18 protein-coding genes are annotated in these 15,475 nt (G+C 60.1%); 15 read left to right on the forward strand and 3 right to left on the reverse strand.

From position 1 onward, the window contains the following. Positions 1-155: 155 nt before the first annotated feature. From VSR68_RS30365 to VSR68_RS30420, 12 genes are all read left to right on the forward strand, one after another. Entirely contained in the window at positions 156-401 is a 246-nt protein-coding gene (locus VSR68_RS30365; RefSeq protein ID WP_342943372.1) for a type II toxin-antitoxin system ParD family antitoxin, read from the forward strand. 134 nt (positions 402-535) lie between these two features. Next, positions 536-790 (forward strand): type II toxin-antitoxin system Phd/YefM family antitoxin, encoded by a 255-nt coding sequence (locus tag VSR68_RS30370; protein WP_342943373.1) that lies wholly within the window; start codon positions 536-538, stop codon positions 788-790. Further along, positions 781-963 carry a hypothetical protein gene (locus VSR68_RS30375; protein ID WP_342943374.1) on the forward strand — a complete coding sequence of 61 codons (183 nt, stop codon included), beginning with the start codon at positions 781-783 and terminating at the stop codon, positions 961-963. Before VSR68_RS30370 ends, VSR68_RS30375 begins: the two co-directional genes overlap by 10 nt. Before the next feature lie 24 nt (positions 964-987). Continuing rightward, positions 988-1,203: a hypothetical protein gene (locus VSR68_RS30380; RefSeq protein WP_342943375.1), complete on the forward strand. Its 216-nt coding sequence runs from the start codon at positions 988-990 to the stop codon at positions 1,201-1,203. Between the two features lie 140 nt (positions 1,204-1,343). Beyond that, positions 1,344-1,619, forward strand: a complete 276-nt coding sequence (locus tag VSR68_RS30385) for a type II toxin-antitoxin system ParD family antitoxin (protein WP_342943376.1) — start codon at positions 1,344-1,346, stop codon at positions 1,617-1,619. After that, positions 1,616-1,933, forward strand: a complete 318-nt coding sequence (locus VSR68_RS30390) for a type II toxin-antitoxin system RelE/ParE family toxin (RefSeq protein WP_342943377.1) — start codon at positions 1,616-1,618, stop codon at positions 1,931-1,933. The genes VSR68_RS30385 and VSR68_RS30390 overlap by 4 nt, the downstream gene beginning before the upstream one ends. Before the next feature lie 101 nt (positions 1,934-2,034). Continuing rightward, complete coding sequence (locus VSR68_RS30395) at positions 2,035-2,280, forward strand: hypothetical protein (protein WP_342943378.1); 246 nt, start codon at positions 2,035-2,037, stop codon at positions 2,278-2,280. Positions 2,281-2,383: 103 nt separating this feature from the next. Then, positions 2,384-2,899, forward strand: coding sequence for a hypothetical protein (locus tag VSR68_RS30400; RefSeq protein ID WP_342943379.1), 516 nt, complete (start codon positions 2,384-2,386; stop codon positions 2,897-2,899). Next, positions 2,892-4,826 carry a site-specific integrase gene (locus VSR68_RS30405; RefSeq protein WP_342943380.1) on the forward strand — a complete coding sequence of 645 codons (1,935 nt, stop codon included), beginning with the start codon at positions 2,892-2,894 and terminating at the stop codon, positions 4,824-4,826. The genes VSR68_RS30400 and VSR68_RS30405 overlap by 8 nt, the downstream gene beginning before the upstream one ends. 181 nt (positions 4,827-5,007) lie before the next feature. Further along, complete coding sequence (locus tag VSR68_RS30410) at positions 5,008-7,110, forward strand: class I SAM-dependent DNA methyltransferase (RefSeq protein ID WP_342943381.1); 2,103 nt, start codon at positions 5,008-5,010, stop codon at positions 7,108-7,110. Then, entirely contained in the window at positions 7,107-8,237 is a 1,131-nt protein-coding gene (locus tag VSR68_RS30415; protein ID WP_342943382.1) for a restriction endonuclease subunit S, read from the forward strand. Before VSR68_RS30410 ends, VSR68_RS30415 begins: the two co-directional genes overlap by 4 nt. Before the next feature lie 35 nt (positions 8,238-8,272). Then, entirely contained in the window at positions 8,273-11,665 is a 3,393-nt protein-coding gene (locus tag VSR68_RS30420; RefSeq protein ID WP_342943383.1) for a type I restriction endonuclease subunit R, read from the forward strand. A 175-nt stretch (positions 11,666-11,840) separates the two neighbouring features. On the opposite strand, the gene VSR68_RS30425 is transcribed toward VSR68_RS30420, so the two are convergent. From VSR68_RS30425 to VSR68_RS30435, 3 genes are all read right to left on the reverse strand, one after another. Further along, positions 11,841-12,212 carry a hypothetical protein gene (locus VSR68_RS30425; protein WP_342943384.1) on the reverse strand — a complete coding sequence of 124 codons (372 nt, stop codon included), beginning with the start codon at positions 12,210-12,212 and terminating at the stop codon, positions 11,841-11,843. 232 nt (positions 12,213-12,444) lie between these two features. Continuing rightward, complete coding sequence (locus VSR68_RS30430; RefSeq protein ID WP_342943385.1) at positions 12,445-13,314, reverse strand: ImmA/IrrE family metallo-endopeptidase; 870 nt, start codon at positions 13,312-13,314, stop codon at positions 12,445-12,447. Positions 13,315-13,317: 3 nt separating this feature from the next. Beyond that, positions 13,318-13,710: a helix-turn-helix transcriptional regulator gene (locus tag VSR68_RS30435; protein WP_342943386.1), complete on the reverse strand. Its 393-nt coding sequence runs from the start codon at positions 13,708-13,710 to the stop codon at positions 13,318-13,320. Between the two features lie 285 nt (positions 13,711-13,995). On the opposite strand from VSR68_RS30435, the gene VSR68_RS30440 reads away from it, so the two are divergent. Genes VSR68_RS30440 through VSR68_RS30450 form a run of 3 tightly spaced genes read left to right on the forward strand, consistent with a single transcriptional unit; the run spans position 13,996 to position 15,474 of the window. Beyond that, entirely contained in the window at positions 13,996-14,517 is a 522-nt protein-coding gene (locus tag VSR68_RS30440; protein ID WP_342943387.1) for a hypothetical protein, read from the forward strand. A 2-nt stretch (positions 14,518-14,519) separates the two neighbouring features. After that, complete coding sequence (locus VSR68_RS30445; protein WP_342943388.1) at positions 14,520-14,996, forward strand: DUF7665 family protein; 477 nt, start codon at positions 14,520-14,522, stop codon at positions 14,994-14,996. After that, positions 14,986-15,474: a hypothetical protein gene (locus VSR68_RS30450; protein ID WP_342943389.1), complete on the forward strand. Its 489-nt coding sequence runs from the start codon at positions 14,986-14,988 to the stop codon at positions 15,472-15,474. Before VSR68_RS30445 ends, VSR68_RS30450 begins: the two co-directional genes overlap by 11 nt. Position 15,475 lies beyond the last annotated feature (1 nt).

Here is a 15,475-nt window from a genome sequence, read left to right on the forward strand (position 1 = left end):
ATTAATGCAACTAACTATCGATGGCAGAAGGCCGCTGGCCCTTGGCGGCCAAAAAGTTGTTGATGAAAAAGATGATTGTTAGTTGCGTTAAATCGCACACGAAACACCAGCACGTGCCGGGCCACTGGTGGATGCGTTGAAAGGGGGCTCTTCCCATGTCACTAAACACGTCTGTTTCACTCGGCAATCACTTCGCCGACTTCGTGGACGCGCAGGTGCAGTCCGGCCGCTATGGTTCGGCCAGCGATGTTGTGCGCGCTGGCCTGCGTCTGCTTGAATCGCATGAAACGCAAGTGCGGGCCCTGCAGGAAGCGTTGAGAGCCGGCGAGGCATCGGGTGCGCCCCAGCCGTTCGACAGCGAGGCGTTCCTGGAGCGGATGTGGGCGACGTATGGCGGCTAGGGGCGGCGGGAGATTTTAATGGCTGGAATACGAGAAGCCCGCGTTATGTCGCACCTCCGATAAGGGGTTAAGGCTATTTCCGCCTGGCGGTCTGGGTATGATACGTATTGATACATAACACCTTGGGGCTTCTGATGGGCACCATCACTGCCACCGAACTCGCACGGCAGACGCGCCAGATTCTCGATGCCGTCGCCCGGCACGGCGAAACCGTGATCGTCGAACGCAACAACATGCCGGTTGCGCGCATCGTGCCGGCCGAGCCAGTGATGACCGCCGCGCAGGCGCTCGCCGGCCTGCCGACCGCACTCACGCCGAAGCAGGCCGACGCATGGCTGGCCGACAGCCGCGGTGGCTTCGACGACGCTGTGCGTGATCCATGGGCGTGATTCTGGACAGTTCCATCTGGGTTGCGCTGGCCGCGAAGGCGCTTGACCAGCAGGCCGTGATCCATGCCGCCGGCGACGCCCCGGTGTTCATTTCCGTGGTCACGATCGGCGAGCTCGGCTTCGGCGTCCAGGCCTGCGCGGATCCCGCCGAACGCGCTGCGCGCGCCGCTTAGCTGCAGCAGCTCGATCGTCGTCCGGTGCTCGAGGTGTCGCGGCACACGGCAGCTGCATTCGGCGTGCTGGCCGCCGCGGTGAGGCAGTCCGGCCGCTCGCCCCGACCTCGCTACAACGATCTGTGGATCGCTGATCAGGCCATCGCGCACGGCTACGCCCTGATGACGCTGAACGTCGACGACTTCGCCTATCTGCCTGGCCTGCGACTGCTCAAACCGCAACCCCAGCCGAGCAACTGACGATGCCCCCGATGTCAGACCCTGGCTGGCTCCGATCCGGCGCGCGTTTCGTTACCGCTGATCCGACCGGGAAACCCTTGGCATTGCGCGGCAGGCTGACGGCGAGTAGGATTAAATCCTGTCGAATCAGGAGATCCATCATGCGTACTACCCAGCAGATGAGCATCACGCTGCCGAACGAGATGGCCGAGCTCGTGCGCGCCAAGGTCGCGAGCGGCGAATACGCGTCCGAAAGCGAGGTAATCCGCGACGGGCTGCGTTCGCTGGCCGCGCGCGATCGCGCCGTTGAGGCCTGGCTGGCCCGTCAGGTCCTGCCGGCGGCCGCCGCCCTCGAGGCCGATCCGCAGCGCGGCCTGACGGTGGACGAAGTGCGCGCGCATCTGCGCCGCAAGCGTGGCGTCACTGATCCCGCATGACGTACCGGGTCCAGTTTGCCCCCGAGGCACGCGACCAGCTCGCCGAACTCGAGGCGCACATTGCCGAAGCGGGCGCCCCGGGGACGGCCGCCCGCTACGTCGACGCGATCGTGACCTTCTGCGCGGCGCTCGCGACCTTTCCTTCGCGCGGCGTGCCGCGCGACGACCTGTTGCCCGGCCTGCGCGTGACCCACTATCGCAAGCGCGCCGTGATCGCGTTCCGCGTGACCGGCGACATCGTGTCGGTGCTCGGCGTCTATTACGGCGGCCAGGACTACGAGACACGGCTGCCGGACGAACCCGACGACCACTGACCGGGCGCCGATCGTGTCCAACCAGCCCCAGCAATTGACGGGGCAACCGCCCCGCACCTTCATCCGGACCGACTTCGCGGCGCTGCGCGCGCGGGTACGCGGTGACCACACCGCACGCGGCCACGCCCGACGCGCTCGTGCGGCTCGCGCTGATCAGCGGGTCACCGGCGCTGGCCGCCCAGCTGCGCGGCTCCATCCGCAAGCATGGCAGCGCGAGGCTGACCGCCGTCACCCTGAAAAACGGCGAGCCGGCCGCGCGGTTCGCCGCGGCTCTGAATTCCTTCCGTCCTGACAGCAAACTTCTTGCGAATGCGCGAGGCCCGCACCCCAGTCGCGGTTCCCGGTGAAGGGAACAACGGAATTGGGTCAAGCCTGATAATGGCTATTATCGGGATAGCGTTTCAGGGGTAAAATCCGGCAATTCCCATTTACCAGAGAGGGCCAGGGCCCGTGGCGCAAGACTCCGCACCGGATAACGACGAATCCGACGACGCGATGCCCGACCGCGAGGTCGCGCGCCTCGTGCTTGAACTCGAGCGCGTTATCACGCTGAGCCGGCGCGCGGTGGCGATCCGCTACGAGGTCCATGGCATCTCCCTGCCCGTCCCGGAAACACTGGGCCGCGCGGAGCTGATGGTGCTGGGCGCCCTGGTGCAGACGTACAGCTCCGTGGTATTCAGCGATGACTTCGGCGCCGTGCGCCAGCGGATCGCGGAATGTGGTGCCGTGGTCGTGCTGCAGCAGGTGGTGTTCGCCGACCGTCCGGGCTGGGGCCTGAAAAGGTACGGTGCAGGCGCGCCCGTGGGCGGCGTCGCGGCGCGCCTGCAGGCCGCGCGCCCGGTTTTTGAGGAGCTGTGCCGCCGGTTCCCGGAGGTGTTCCTTGCGGAAGCGCGGTCGCTGCTGGCCCGCTTCGCGACACCTTCCGCGCCGGATGATGGCATGGACAGGAAGGGACGTCATGGTTGAACGTCCATTGGGCCCGGCGCATCCGGTCGCGCTTGAGCGCGGCTACACGATCAAGGATTTCACGGCGCTGCGCGCGTACGTGCAGCGCATCGAGCCGGCGGTCATCGCGCGCACCTGGTATGATCCGGACGAGGATCCGCACGCGGCGACGCCCGGCGCAATGGAGCGGCATCTGACCCGGATGCTCGACACGCTGGTACAGCTCGCGATGGCGCACGGCTCGGCGGTGCTCGCCGATCATCTGCGTGCGTCGATCCGGCAGCACGGGCAACCCAAGCTGACCGCGGTGACCTTCCGGATGGTCACGGAGGCGGCGCAGCTGGCTGCTGTGCCGCCGCATCCCGATCATCCTATCGGGGCGTGGCTGCGTCCGCGCGTGACGCGCCGGCTGAAAGGCGAGGGCATCGGAACGCTCGGTGAGCTGGTCGCGTTCTGCAACCGGCGCGGCGCGAGCTGGTGGCGGTCAATTCCCCGCATCGGTCGCGGTCGCGCGCGGGCGATCGTCAGCTGGTTGCGGCGTCAACAGATTGCGCTCGGGCTGACGGTGGACCCTGACGTCGACTCCGTGGAACAGGATGGTAGGCCGCTGGTCGCGGCCGAACTGGTCGAGGTCGTGCCAGATAGCAATCCATCCGGCACGACTTCGAGTCGACTCACCCTCGCGCCGCTGGAACGCCTGTCGGTGCCGCATGCACTCTCGGGCGCCGAGGGCGAAAACCGTTCGGCGGCCTTCTGCTATATCCAGGCGAAGCACGACCTCGATGCCGTGCGCGCGTACCTGAACCGCTACCGAGACCAGCCGAAAACCCTGCGCGCCTATACCAAGGAGCTTGAGCGCTTTCTGCTGTGGGCGGTGGTGCTGCGTGGCAAGGCGATGAGTGATCTGCGCGTCGACGACTGCGAAGCCTACAAGGACTTCCTGAAGCGCCCGGATCCGCGTTTCGTCGGTGAGCGCTTCGCGCGTCACTCGCCACGCTGGCGACCGTTCGCATCGGGTGCGGCCGGAGCGGCTTCGCTGTCGGCGGACTCGCAGCGTTACGCAGTGCGTGCGCTGCGCGCCGCATTCGCCTGGTGGGTCGACGTGCGCTATCTGGCCGGCAACCCGTGGACCGCCGTCAATGATCCACCCGTAATCCGGCGAGCCAGTGCGATGAGGATCGAGCGAGCTTTACCGGCCGACCTGTGGCGACGGTTGCGGGTCGAGCTCGATGTGCGATGCGCAGACGAGCGCGCAGTTCAGTGGCGCGCTGTGCGCGCGGCGATCCTTCTGATGGGCGACTCGGGCCTGCGGCGCGAGGAAGCGGCGTCGGCCCTTCGGGAAAATCTCAAGGCGTCGGTCTACGGCACGCCCGGGCGGCCCGTGTGGGAGCTAACGATTGTGGGCAAGGGACAGCGTGAGCGGACGGTACCGGTAAGTGCGGCGGCGCTTCAGGCGCTGCGCGGCCATTGGGCTGACCGGGGCAGGGGATTTGACGAGACAGTTACAGGCCAGGCATCGAGCGGACCGCTGCTTGCACCGGTCATCATTCCGTGGACCGTACCCTCGCGCCGGCGGCATCGACAGGGACAGGGAGGCGGCCAGAGCCCTTTCAGTCCAAGGGTTCGGACCGGTTCAAGTGAGGCCGGTTACACCGCCGACGGACTGAACCGGCTGATTGGCCGGATGCTCAAGGGGCTCGTTGAGACCATGGATGGGTTGAGCCTGGATGAGCGGGTGCTGCTCGGTCAGGCGAACGCACACGCTTTCCGGCACACTTTCGGTACACAATCCGTCGCTGACGAAGTACCGGTTGATGTCGTGCAGAAGGTGCTGGGTCACGCGTCGCTTCAAACCACGACGATCTATGTCCAAGCCGAAAAGCAGCGCGTTGTTGAAGAGGTCGCTCGCTACTATGCTGGCGTCGCAGCTCGTCAGACTGCGCCCTGAAAAGCTTTATGTTCTCGGCGCGCAGTTCGGGACACATCGACCGAATATGTGGGCCGTCATTCCCTGAGCTCAAGTTTTCGCTCGGCAAAACTAACCGGAGATTGCCCCGCGCTAAAGAAAGCACGGTAAATTTCGCATGCTTTGGCATAATGCCCAGACAATTACCTCGCCGTTGCCTTAGATGATCGCCGACCACATGACAGGCATTGAAGAGTTCGAAGCCGGACTCTGGAAAATTGCCAATGACCTCCGGGCCAATTCGAATCTCGCCTCCAATGAGTACTTTTTGCCAATCATGGGCTTGCTGTTTCTACGACAGGCTACCAACCGCTACTACGCGGCGCTGGAGGCTATTGAGGCCGACAAGAAAGCCGGGAGGATGCCCAGCCGGGCGCCCGTGGCAGCGGATTTCGCCCGCCGCCGGGCTTTGATGCTCCCGCAATTAGCCTGCTACGACGAGATTCTTAAAAATCCCAAGGACGGCAACATCGGGGCGGCACTAACCCAAGCGATGGAGGAAATCGAGCACGGTTTCCCGCCGCTGGCAGGTCAACTCCCGAAGGACTACGAGCACTTTGACGGCGAAGTCCTAGAGAACATGATGCGGATATTCGACACTGAGGCCCTACGAAAGGCTTCCGGTGATGTCTTCGGCCGTATTTACGAATATTTTCTGGCCGAGTTCTCAAAGGCGGGGGCGCACGACAACGGCGAGTTCTATACGCCGCCCTCTATCGTGCAGACCATTGTCAACGTCATCGAGCCGAACCACGGTATCGTCCTAGACCCGGCCTGCGGTACGGGTGGCATGTTCGTCCAATCGAGTCACTTCATCGAGAAGGCCGGGCAGGACACAATGAAGCGCGTCACTTTTTTTGGTCACGAAAAGAACGAGACTACAGCGAAGCTGGCGCAAATCAACCTCGCTGTCAACGGACTGGAAGGAAAAATACGGGCCGGAAATGAGGCTATCACGTACTACAAGGACCCTCACGAACTGATCGGCAAGTGTGATTTCGTGATGGCGAACCCGCCTTTCAACGTGGACGAGGTGGATGCGGAGAAGGTCAAGAGCGACAAACGCCTGCCGTTCGGCCTTCCCGGCGTCAATAAGGCGAAAAAGGTATCAAACGCAAACTACCTCTGGTTGTCGTACTTCTATAGCTACCTCAACCAAGATGGCCGCGCGGGAGTCGTGATGTCGTCCCAAGCATCAAGCGCGGGCCGCGATGAAGCGATTGTGCGTCAGAAGATTGTGGAGACGGGGACTGTCGATGCGATGATCGACATTCGGGGTAACTTCTTTTATACCCGGACGGTGCCCTGCCAGCTCTGGTTTTTCGACCGAGCCAAAGAGCGCGATGAAGCGCGCCGCGACCACGTTCTAATGCTCGATGCGCGCAACATCTTCCGCAAGGTCTCTCGCGCCGTCTACGATTTTTCGCCTGAGCAACAAAAGAATATTGCCGCGATCTTCTGGCTTTACCGCAAGCAAGATAAACGCTTCCTCAACCTGGTCGAGTCCTATATCGCCCAATCCATTGCGGAGGGCCAAAGGACCGATGCGCAGCTTGCCGCGTTCTTGTCAGCGGTGGACAAGCTCATTGAGCTTGCAAAACCTTTCGCAACTCAGGAGCGCGATCCCGACTCGCTCGCTGAAACATGGGAAGAGATTCTTGTGTTGCGCAAAACGCTCGGCCAGGACGTCAAGGCGTTCAACAACGCGATTGCGGCCCGCTCAAAAGACTGGGCTCAAGCTTCCCGCGGCAACACCGGGCTTCATGCCTCGCGCAAAGCAATGCATCCGGCGGCAGAGCAATGCAGGGATTTGACAAAACAGATCGACCTGGCCGCCAAGTTAGCAGGGCGCGCCATTGATATTGCGATCAAGGATCTTGATGCGCGCGAATCATCCGACTGGCCCGGCACAGATATTACGCGGACTCGCAAGGCCCTAGAAACCGCACGCGCCGACGCCGTTGAGGCGCTGCACCAGGTGCGTTATTTCGTGAAGCAGGCCGATTGGCTGCAAGAGCGCTTTCCCGACGCCACGCTACGCGATGTCGAAGGGTTGGTGAAGCTCGTGAACCGCAAGGAAATAGAGGATCACGACTGGAGTCTCACACCGGGCCGCTATGTCGGTGTCGCACCGGAAGAAGTGGAGGAGGATTTCGACTTCGAGGAAGCACTGCGCTCCATACACATTGATCTGAAAGGATTGAACGAGGAAGCGGTCGAGCTGGCGACGCGCATTGCAAAAAACTTTGAGGAGCTGGGCGCGTGAGCTGGCAAGACTGCACGCTTGGCGATGTTGTCAAGCTTCAACGGGGCCACGACCTGCCAGACAGGGTACGCGTCGATGGTCCCGTGCCTGTTGTCTCATCATCCGGAATAACCGGGAAACACAACATCGCAAAGGCCGAACCACCCGGCGTCGTGACGGGCCGATATGGAACCATCGGCGAGGTCTTCTATATTGAGGAACCGTACTGGCCTCTCAACACGGCGCTCTATGTGGTCGATTTCAAGGGAAACTGCCCTCGATATGCTGCTTATTTGCTCCGGAATACTCTCAAGAACTATCGGTCGGAGAAAGCGGCAGTACCAGGTGTCGATCGCAACGTACTGCACACGCTCAAGGTTCGCGCGCCAGACAGACCCACGCAGGAGCGCCTTGTCTCGGTGTTGTCAGCCTACGACGATATGATCGAGAACAATCGCAAGCGAATAACCTTGCTGGAAGAGGCTGCGAAGTTGCTTTATCGCGAGTGGTTCGTCTATTTGCGCTTCCCAGGACATGAACACATTTCGATCGTTAACGGCCTTCCAGTCGGGTGGGAGCGCCTTGCAGCATCGGAAGCATTTCATATCAATCCCCCGACGCCACGTACTGACGAGGGGGAGATTACCTATGTTCCTATGGCGTCGCTATCGGAATTGGGAATGCTCATTGATAAACGGACATTTGAGCGCCGCCGAATCTCTACAGGCGTTCGATTCCGAACGGGAGACACACTGTTTGCGCGGATCACACCGTGTCTCGAAAACGGAAAGACAGGGTTTGTGCAATTTTTGCAACCCGAAGACGTGGCATGTGGATCGACCGAGTTCATTGTTCTTCGGGGGCGAAAAGTCAGCAATTATTTTGTCTATTTGACGGCGCGGCAACCCGACTTCAGGGAAAACGCGATCAAAAGCATGATTGGATCATCGGGCCGACAGCGAGTGCAGGCTAGTTGCTTCGATCGATATCACGTATCCGTTCCCCCCGACCGTCTTGCATCACTTTTCGACGAGACCGTCTCACCGCTGTTTCAGCAGGTGCGCGTCTTGGATCAGCAAAATCAACAACTTGTGGAGGCCCGTGACCTCCTATTGCCACGCCTGATGAATGGGGAAATTGCAGTCTGACGTTAGGGTGACAGGAGCATGGGAGGGGAAGCGCAATGGCTATAACGCCCATCAATGGCGAAGACCGACTGGTGCAGAAGACGTTCGCCGAACACCTTGAGAAGGTGCTCGGTTGGGAAAGCATCTATGCCTGGAACGAAGAGACTTTCGGGCCGCACGGCACCTTGGGTCGAACTGACACGAAAGAGGCCGTTCTGACGCGTGACCTGCGTGCCGCGCTCGTTCGCCTAAACCCGGAATTGCCCGCAATTGCCGTAGACGACGCGCTCCGCCAACTCACGGTTTACGACGTCAGTCGCTCCATGGTTCAGCACAATCGCGATTTCTATCGCCTGCTGCGTGGCGGTGTACCGGTTGAGTTCCGCGATGAAGCCGGGCACCGCAAAACCGTCCGGGCCCGCGTGATTGACTTTGATAATAAGCCCGGCGCAAACAGATTCCTCGCGGTACGCGAATTGAAGCTCACCGGCATTCGCACGCCCAATTACAACCGCCGTGCAGATTTGGTGTGCTTCGTCAACGGCTTGCCGTTAGTGTTCATTGAGCTCAAGGCGGTCTACAAGAACATTCGCGCTGGGTTCGACAGCAACCTGAGTGACTACATGGACGAGAACGTTATCGCCCATGCCTTCCACCACAACGCTTTCCTGATCGTCTCCAACGGCGATAATGCGCGCTACGGCTCAATCACCAGTCTGTGGGAACACTTCTACGAATGGAAACGGCTCGACGAGAACGACAGGGGCAGCGTTGCCGCTCAAGTCCTGCTCAATGGCATGCTTGCGCATGACCGACTACTCGACATCATCGAGAATTTCATCCTTTTTGACGAAAGCAAGCCTGGCACCACGCGTAAAGTTGTCGCCCGTAACCATCAGGTACTTGGGGTCAACCAAGCTGTTGCCTCCGTTGCACGACAAGAGGAGTTGAAACGACAATTCCCGCCGGGCGAGCGCTTGCGACACCGCGTGGTCGAGCTACCACTCGACCGGCCTGACACCAGGCGACGCACCACCAAGGTCCAGGAAAAAGTTGCCAGTGCACCGGATATACCTTCATTCGTGCCGCAGGGCCCAGTCAATATCATTGAGCGTGCACACCCAGACCTTGGCCGATTGGGTGTGTTCTGGCACACGCAGGGCAGCGGCAAATCCTACTCGATGGCCTTCTTTGCAGAAAAGGTCCGACGCAAGCTGCCCGGGAATTTCACCTTCCTGCTGATGACCGACCGCGATGACCTAGATGGTCAGATTTACGGGACGTTTGTCGGCTGTGGCATTGCCGATAACAAGACGCCACGTGCGTCTACCGGCGTCGAACTTGAGAAGTTGCTGAGGGAGAATCACCGGTATGTCTTCAGTCTGATTCACAAGTTCAACCAAGATGTTAAGCCGGAGGAACCATACAGCGAGCGCGACGACATCATCGTCATCTCGGACGAAGCGCACCGCACCCAAGCGGGTCGGCTAGCGCGCAACATGCGGCTGGCACTTCCCAACGCGGCTTTCATCGGCTTCACCGGAACGCCGCTCTTCAAGCAAGACCAGATCACCAAGCGCATTTTCGGTGACTATATATCGCGTTACGACTTCAAGCGGTCCGAGGAAGATGGTGCGACCGTTAAGCTTGTCTACGAAAATCGGGGTGAAAAGCTCTGTATTGCCAGAGCCGACCTCAACGACCATATCGTCGAGAAGATTGAGGAGGCGGACCTAGACGCTGACCAGACCGCCTTGCTCGACAAACTACTGGGCAAGGATTACGAGGTCATCACCGCCGGCGACCGGTTGGACAAGATTGCTGCCGATTTCGTCGAGCACTGCGCGACACGCTGGCAGTCCGGCAAGGTGCTTTTTGTCTGTATCGACAAGATCACCTGCGCCCGCATGTACCAGCGCATCATTCCGCGGTGGAAGGCGAAGGCCGACGCCGTACGGGCAGCCGCCGCAGATGCAGCGATCAATGGGAAGGAGGCCGAGGCCACTAAGCTCGCTGCACAGGCAACCTGGCTCGACGAAACCATCATCGAAATCATTATTAGTGAGGCGCAAAACGAGGTCGCCGACTTCAAGAAGTGGGGCTTTGACATCATCCCCCACCGCGCCCGCATGAAACAGGGTTTCGACATTCCGGGCGGCGAACGAGTCGATGTCGAAACCGCCTTCAAGGACCCTCGACACAAGTTCCGTGTCGCCATCGTATGCGCCATGTGGCTGACGGGCTTCGATGTAGAAAGCCTCTCGAGCCTCTATATCGACAAACCGATGAAAGCGCACACGCTGATGCAGGCCATTGCGCGCGCCAACCGCGTCTATCCGGGCAAGGATTTCGGGCTGATCGTAGATTACAACGGGATGCTGAAGAGCCTGCGCGAAGCGCTAGCACAGTACGCGCTGGGTGATGACGATACGGGTGATGGCGACATCATCGCCCCCGTCGAGGAGCGCGTTCAGGCGCTCCTTGAGGCCATAGAGGCGACCGAGTTCCATCTACGCAGCGTCGGCTTCGACCCAGCCACATTGATCGCGGCCAAGGGCTTTGCTCGCATCGCAGGCATCAAGGATGGCGTGGATGCAGTCTACACCACCGACGACAGCAAGCAACGATTTGAAATCCTCGCGCGACAGGTGTTCATCCGATTCCGCTCGCTCCTGATGGAACCAACCGCGTTCCAATATGCTGAGCGGCATGACAACATCGAAGCCATTTATAAGAAGCTGACTGAGCGGCGAGACACTGCCGATGTCACAGAGCTTTTGAAGGAACTGCACAGAATCGTCAACGAGGCAATTCGCACGCAAGCTCCGGGGCGAGATCAAACTGAAGGCCTGACCTTCGACCTGAGCAAACTCGACCTTGAAAAGCTGCGCGCTGAGTTCGCCAAGAAGGTACGACGTAAGGCAACGGCGATACAGGACATCCGCGACGTTGTGGAGCAGAAACTCGCCGAGATGCTGGCGCGCAACCCGTCGCGCATGGATTACCAACGCAAGTACGAAGAGATTGTCGCCGACTACAACCAAGAAAAGGACCGCACCACGGTTGAGGAAACCTTCCGCCGACTAATGGAGCTGGTGAACAGCCTTGACGAGGAACAAAAGCGGGCAACACGGGAAGGACTGGACGAAGATGGACTCGCCATGTTTGACCTGCTTCTCAAAGATGGCTTGGACCATGCCGTCCGTGAGCGCGTCAAGCAAGCGAGCCGAGACCTGCTTGCGGCAGTCAAAGCCCGCTTAGCCGAGCTCGACCGGTTCTGGGAGAAGGAACAAACGAAAGCGGACGTTGAAATCTTCATTCTTGACGAGGTATTCGCCAGGCTGCCTGACCCGCCTTTTACTCCCGCAGAAAAAAAGCTCGTGGCATTTAACGTCTATGCTCACGTTTGGCAACAATCTGTGGGCGGCGCATTTGCCCGGGCGATGTAATGCGCCTTCGTACCACTGTTGGGGACCTGCCTCCGGGAAAACCGGACACTGCGATCCGGCGAAAATGGTCACCCTCTCGTTGCTGTTCGACTACTTGTGCGAGCGAACCGCCCGGGGAAGGGCGATAGCGACCGAAAGTGGAGAGCAACGAAGGCAAGACGCGGGCATTGGACGATCACCAGGCGCGGGCGCTCCCCGACCAGCCAGCGCGACCAGGAAGGGTGCCGGCCCTGCCGTCACCCCATCTGGGGTCGCGATCCTGATCGCGCCACAAGAGGAAGGAATGCGAATCTATCTCGACCCGGACGACAGGAAGGCGCGGAGACTCTTCTTCCCGGAAATCACGGAACGCTGCCCCCTTTCCATCGCTGCGAGCTGCGCCTTGCGTTGCTCCACGACCCGGCGGATGACGCGTTCCGGCAGCGCGCACGTCGATCATGGCGCTGATCAGCCCAGGCAAATCTAGCGCCGGCCGGAAGGCTGGATAGCCTTTCATCTCTTTCTTCGCGCGCCGGAAATTCTCATCGAACATGAGCACCGCTTTCATGCCCGGTGTCGGTTCCTTCTTGTTCCGTAAACCGCAATGATTCTGTCACCGTTGCGACGATAGATGTGTCAATCCGCATCCGCGGGACTCAACGAGGACAGCGAAGACTTGCTGGACAGGCGCTTGAGCTAAGCGGAATAGAAATGTCACCGACGAGGCGGTTCACCATCACGTCGCCCGGGATATGAGCGGACGTAAAACTGGAGGGCCGTTCGCCGTCAAAAACCGACGATCATCTGCGTCTGCTCCGCTTGGAAAACGAAAGCTCCCCCGTCAGTTCGGACAGGCCTTCGTCCTCGATGATGCGACTGCCGAATCTGTCGACTTCGACTCTTGGCGCCTCTTCCTCAGAAAACCAGATCAATGACACGGTGGTATCCGTCTTCGCATAGTGTCTGGCGAGTTCAGTGAGATCGAGCCCAGCTTCCCAATCGTCGAACCATATGTCCTGCTCTACGGTGTCTTGTTCCGTACCGTTTTTTTCCATGGCGCGCAGCCGCGCCGCGATGGAGGCATCGGGGATGGGTGACTTCGATGGAATCTTCGCACCGATCTGACGTAATGTCGTCGAGCGTGCGGCGTAGCGGATGCGTCCGGATTCCATTGTCACGAATGCACAGGGGAATGGTGCAAACTGGGAGAAGCGCGAGCAGGCCGCGGGATACGATGTTTTGAACTCCTGAGTTAATTGCTGTATGGCGGCGAGGCTCGGTTCGTCGATGTCGCGAATGACCGTCTGGAACTGCTGCCACGGCATAAGGAGTTCTGCGGCGAAGGTGTCGCAAAAGACTTCATTCTGGTCGCGCTTGACATATCCCCATTGCGGAACCAGTTCGTGTCGGGAAGGAAGGCCAAGCACGATGTGGGCAATCTCATGGCAAATCGTGAAGCGTTGCCGCTCATCGGGTTCGCCTGAGTTGACGGTGATGTGTGTCTTGCCCTTGATGGTGACGGTGGTGCCCGACTGTCCCGAGCCCAAATCATCCACATGCAATCGGGCGTTGGCCTTCTTGATGTATGCCGTGAGATCGTTTCGGATGTTCGATAGATCCAGGTCTGAAATCCAGTCGCGCGCGATGCGCTGAACATCCTGATCATCCACGGCTTACTCCTCGTCGTCTTCGGCTTCGTAAAGACGCTTGACCCGTTCGATGAGTTTTTCAGGAGTGGGTCGAGCGTCGCCTCGAAATCGCATTCCCGCGGCGGAGATGAAGTAGTCCACCGGAATCTCCGCGTGGTCAAGCACATATTTGACCAATTCCACCGACGCGTTCGCATTATCCGCGAGCCACTTGACCATCGCAGCGTCGCGTTCTGGCGCCTTTAGCGCACGTATCAGCTTGGCCAAAGTGTCGGGGGTGGGGTTTGTTTTCTCGCCGCTCTCAAGGCGATTGATGTAGGCGTTATCCACATCGCTGAGTTCGCTTAACTCGCGCTGTGAGAGCGTTCGGCGTTCACGCAGCGCTCGCAGCGCTGCGCCCAGGCCGGTCTGGGGCATCAGGTTTCTCCGAAATCAATATTCACAAGCGATAGACGGTAGCTCGCAGTCGTCGACCTCGGTCGGGCCATGCCCGGTGCCGATGAGAAGGCAAGTACGGACGCACCATGTCCTCTGCTTGACAGCAGTAAAAAGTTCTGTCAGGCTGTTGTCCAGCCAGACAACGGATGCTTTTGCTCAAAAATGCCGCGTCTGCGCAGAAAATGAGGCGAGGTTGTTTGTCTGGACAACAAGTCTGCCATGCCCCTCGCACGATCGCAACCATGTTTTTGCGTGAGGTGTTCAATGGAACCCCAATTATTTGAACTGTTTTTGCACGGCTGCGGGGATCCGCAGGTGATCGAGGCGGCGGGCAACGAACTGCTGAAGGACGTGCTCGCGCGCCACAACGCGCTGCCCGGAGATGACGAGTTCGTTTTCGTCGGAGAGGCCGAGGAGGCGCGTACTGACGTAGACGGCGATTGCGACACTCACGGGCCGGCCGACGTCAGCTTGACCGTGCTGGCACTCCTGCTGCCTGAGAAGCGGCACATTCACACGAAGGCGGCACGTAGCGTCACGGTGACGGTGAGTTACAACGGCCACAATCCCAAGCGTCACTTTTCTCCTGCCGCGACGATTGAAACCGTCACGGTGTGGGCCAAAAAGCGCTTTCATATCGACGACGCTGATGGTGCGGAACTGGTGCTGGAACTGGAGCCGTCCAAGGAAATTCCGCGGATCGACCAGCACCTTGGCGAGCTCCTGCGCCCCGGGCAGCATGCGCTCGAGTTCAACCTGGTCAAAGAAGTTAATCCGCAGGGCTGACCATGTCGACGAACGCGCAGCGCCTGCTTGAGGCGGAACTGACGGGCGGGCGTTTTCGAGCTGGCGTTGCGGGGGGCCGATGGGCGCTCGCAACGCCGGTGTCAGGACTCGTCTGGCCTTACATCGATACATGGATCGCGGCAGCGATTCGACCCAACAGCCCGGATCAGTGGCTGGTGCGGTGGAATGTCGACAATTACGGCAGCCAAGCCAGCACGGGCGGCTTTTGGGATCCGGGCACGGGCACCTTCCTCGTTCCTGAAAAATGGCCGAAAGGCCGATCCGGTTCTACCGTTGCGTCAGTGTTCAAGGTCGCCGGATGGGCCGCGCCTGGTCGTGGTTTCTATCACCATTACGACCGGCTCGCGATTCCGGGACACCCTTGGACGAAGGATGCATGGAATCCGACCGTGAAGCTGACTGATTTCATCACGCTCGTCTATCGTTGGCTCAACTGCGGGGACTATCTTGGCCAATAGCGACCAGATCGAAATCCCGGTCCTGCTGTGGCGTAGGCTGGTGCGCCAGCTCGCTTCACGTAGCCGCGGCCAACGGGAATCCGGAGCGTTTCTCCTCGGCCTGCAGAATGCCCCCAAGCGCCAGGTCGTTGATTTCATCTGCTATGACGATCTGGACCACAGGGCGCTGAGTCACGGGATCGTCGAGTTCCATCGGACGGGCTTCTCCTCTTTGTGGGCGGTCTGCAACAGGCGCAGGCTGCATGTGCTGGCTGACGTGCATACACACCCGACGCCGGATGTCCGGCAGAGCTCGGTGGACAAGGCCAACCCGATGATCCCAGTCGCCGGGCACGTCGCTTTGATCCTGCCGAGCTTCGGCGACACGTCCTTGTGGTCGCTTTCGAGGGTGGGCATTCACCGCTTTCTCGGGAAGCGCCAGTGGCGGTCTTTCGACGCAGGGGACGCGAACGTCCCCGTGCGTCTCTCCTTATGGTGAT

The organism is Paraburkholderia phymatum (genome assembly GCF_038900715.1).
GTDB classification, from domain to species: domain Bacteria; phylum Pseudomonadota; class Gammaproteobacteria; order Burkholderiales; family Burkholderiaceae; genus Paraburkholderia; species Paraburkholderia phymatum_A.

What these genes read in the sequence shown, in the direction of transcription:
- VSR68_RS30385 (WP_342943376.1), top strand. Translation starts at nt 1,344, where the DNA reads ATGCGTACTACCCAGCAGATGAGCATCACGCTGCCGAACGAGATGGCC.
- VSR68_RS30390 (WP_342943377.1), top strand. Translation starts at nt 1,616, where the DNA reads ATGACGTACCGGGTCCAGTTTGCCCCCGAGGCACGCGACCAGCTCGCC.
- VSR68_RS30445 (WP_342943388.1), top strand. Translation starts at nt 14,520, where the DNA reads ATGTCGACGAACGCGCAGCGCCTGCTTGAGGCGGAACTGACGGGCGGG.
- VSR68_RS30435 (WP_342943386.1), bottom strand. Translation starts at nt 13,710, where the DNA reads ATGCCCCAGACCGGCCTGGGCGCAGCGCTGCGAGCGCTGCGTGAACGC.
- VSR68_RS30410 (WP_342943381.1), top strand. Translation starts at nt 5,008, where the DNA reads ATGATCGCCGACCACATGACAGGCATTGAAGAGTTCGAAGCCGGACTC.
- VSR68_RS30405 (WP_342943380.1), top strand. Translation starts at nt 2,892, where the DNA reads ATGGTTGAACGTCCATTGGGCCCGGCGCATCCGGTCGCGCTTGAGCGC.
- VSR68_RS30375 (WP_342943374.1), top strand. Translation starts at nt 781, where the DNA reads ATGGGCGTGATTCTGGACAGTTCCATCTGGGTTGCGCTGGCCGCGAAG.
- VSR68_RS30425 (WP_342943384.1), bottom strand. Translation starts at nt 12,212, where the DNA reads ATGAAAGCGGTGCTCATGTTCGATGAGAATTTCCGGCGCGCGAAGAAA.
- VSR68_RS30440 (WP_342943387.1), top strand. Translation starts at nt 13,996, where the DNA reads ATGGAACCCCAATTATTTGAACTGTTTTTGCACGGCTGCGGGGATCCG.
- VSR68_RS30370 (WP_342943373.1), top strand. Translation starts at nt 536, where the DNA reads ATGGGCACCATCACTGCCACCGAACTCGCACGGCAGACGCGCCAGATT.
- VSR68_RS30365 (WP_342943372.1), top strand. Translation starts at nt 156, where the DNA reads ATGTCACTAAACACGTCTGTTTCACTCGGCAATCACTTCGCCGACTTC.
- VSR68_RS30420 (WP_342943383.1), top strand. Translation starts at nt 8,273, where the DNA reads ATGGCTATAACGCCCATCAATGGCGAAGACCGACTGGTGCAGAAGACG.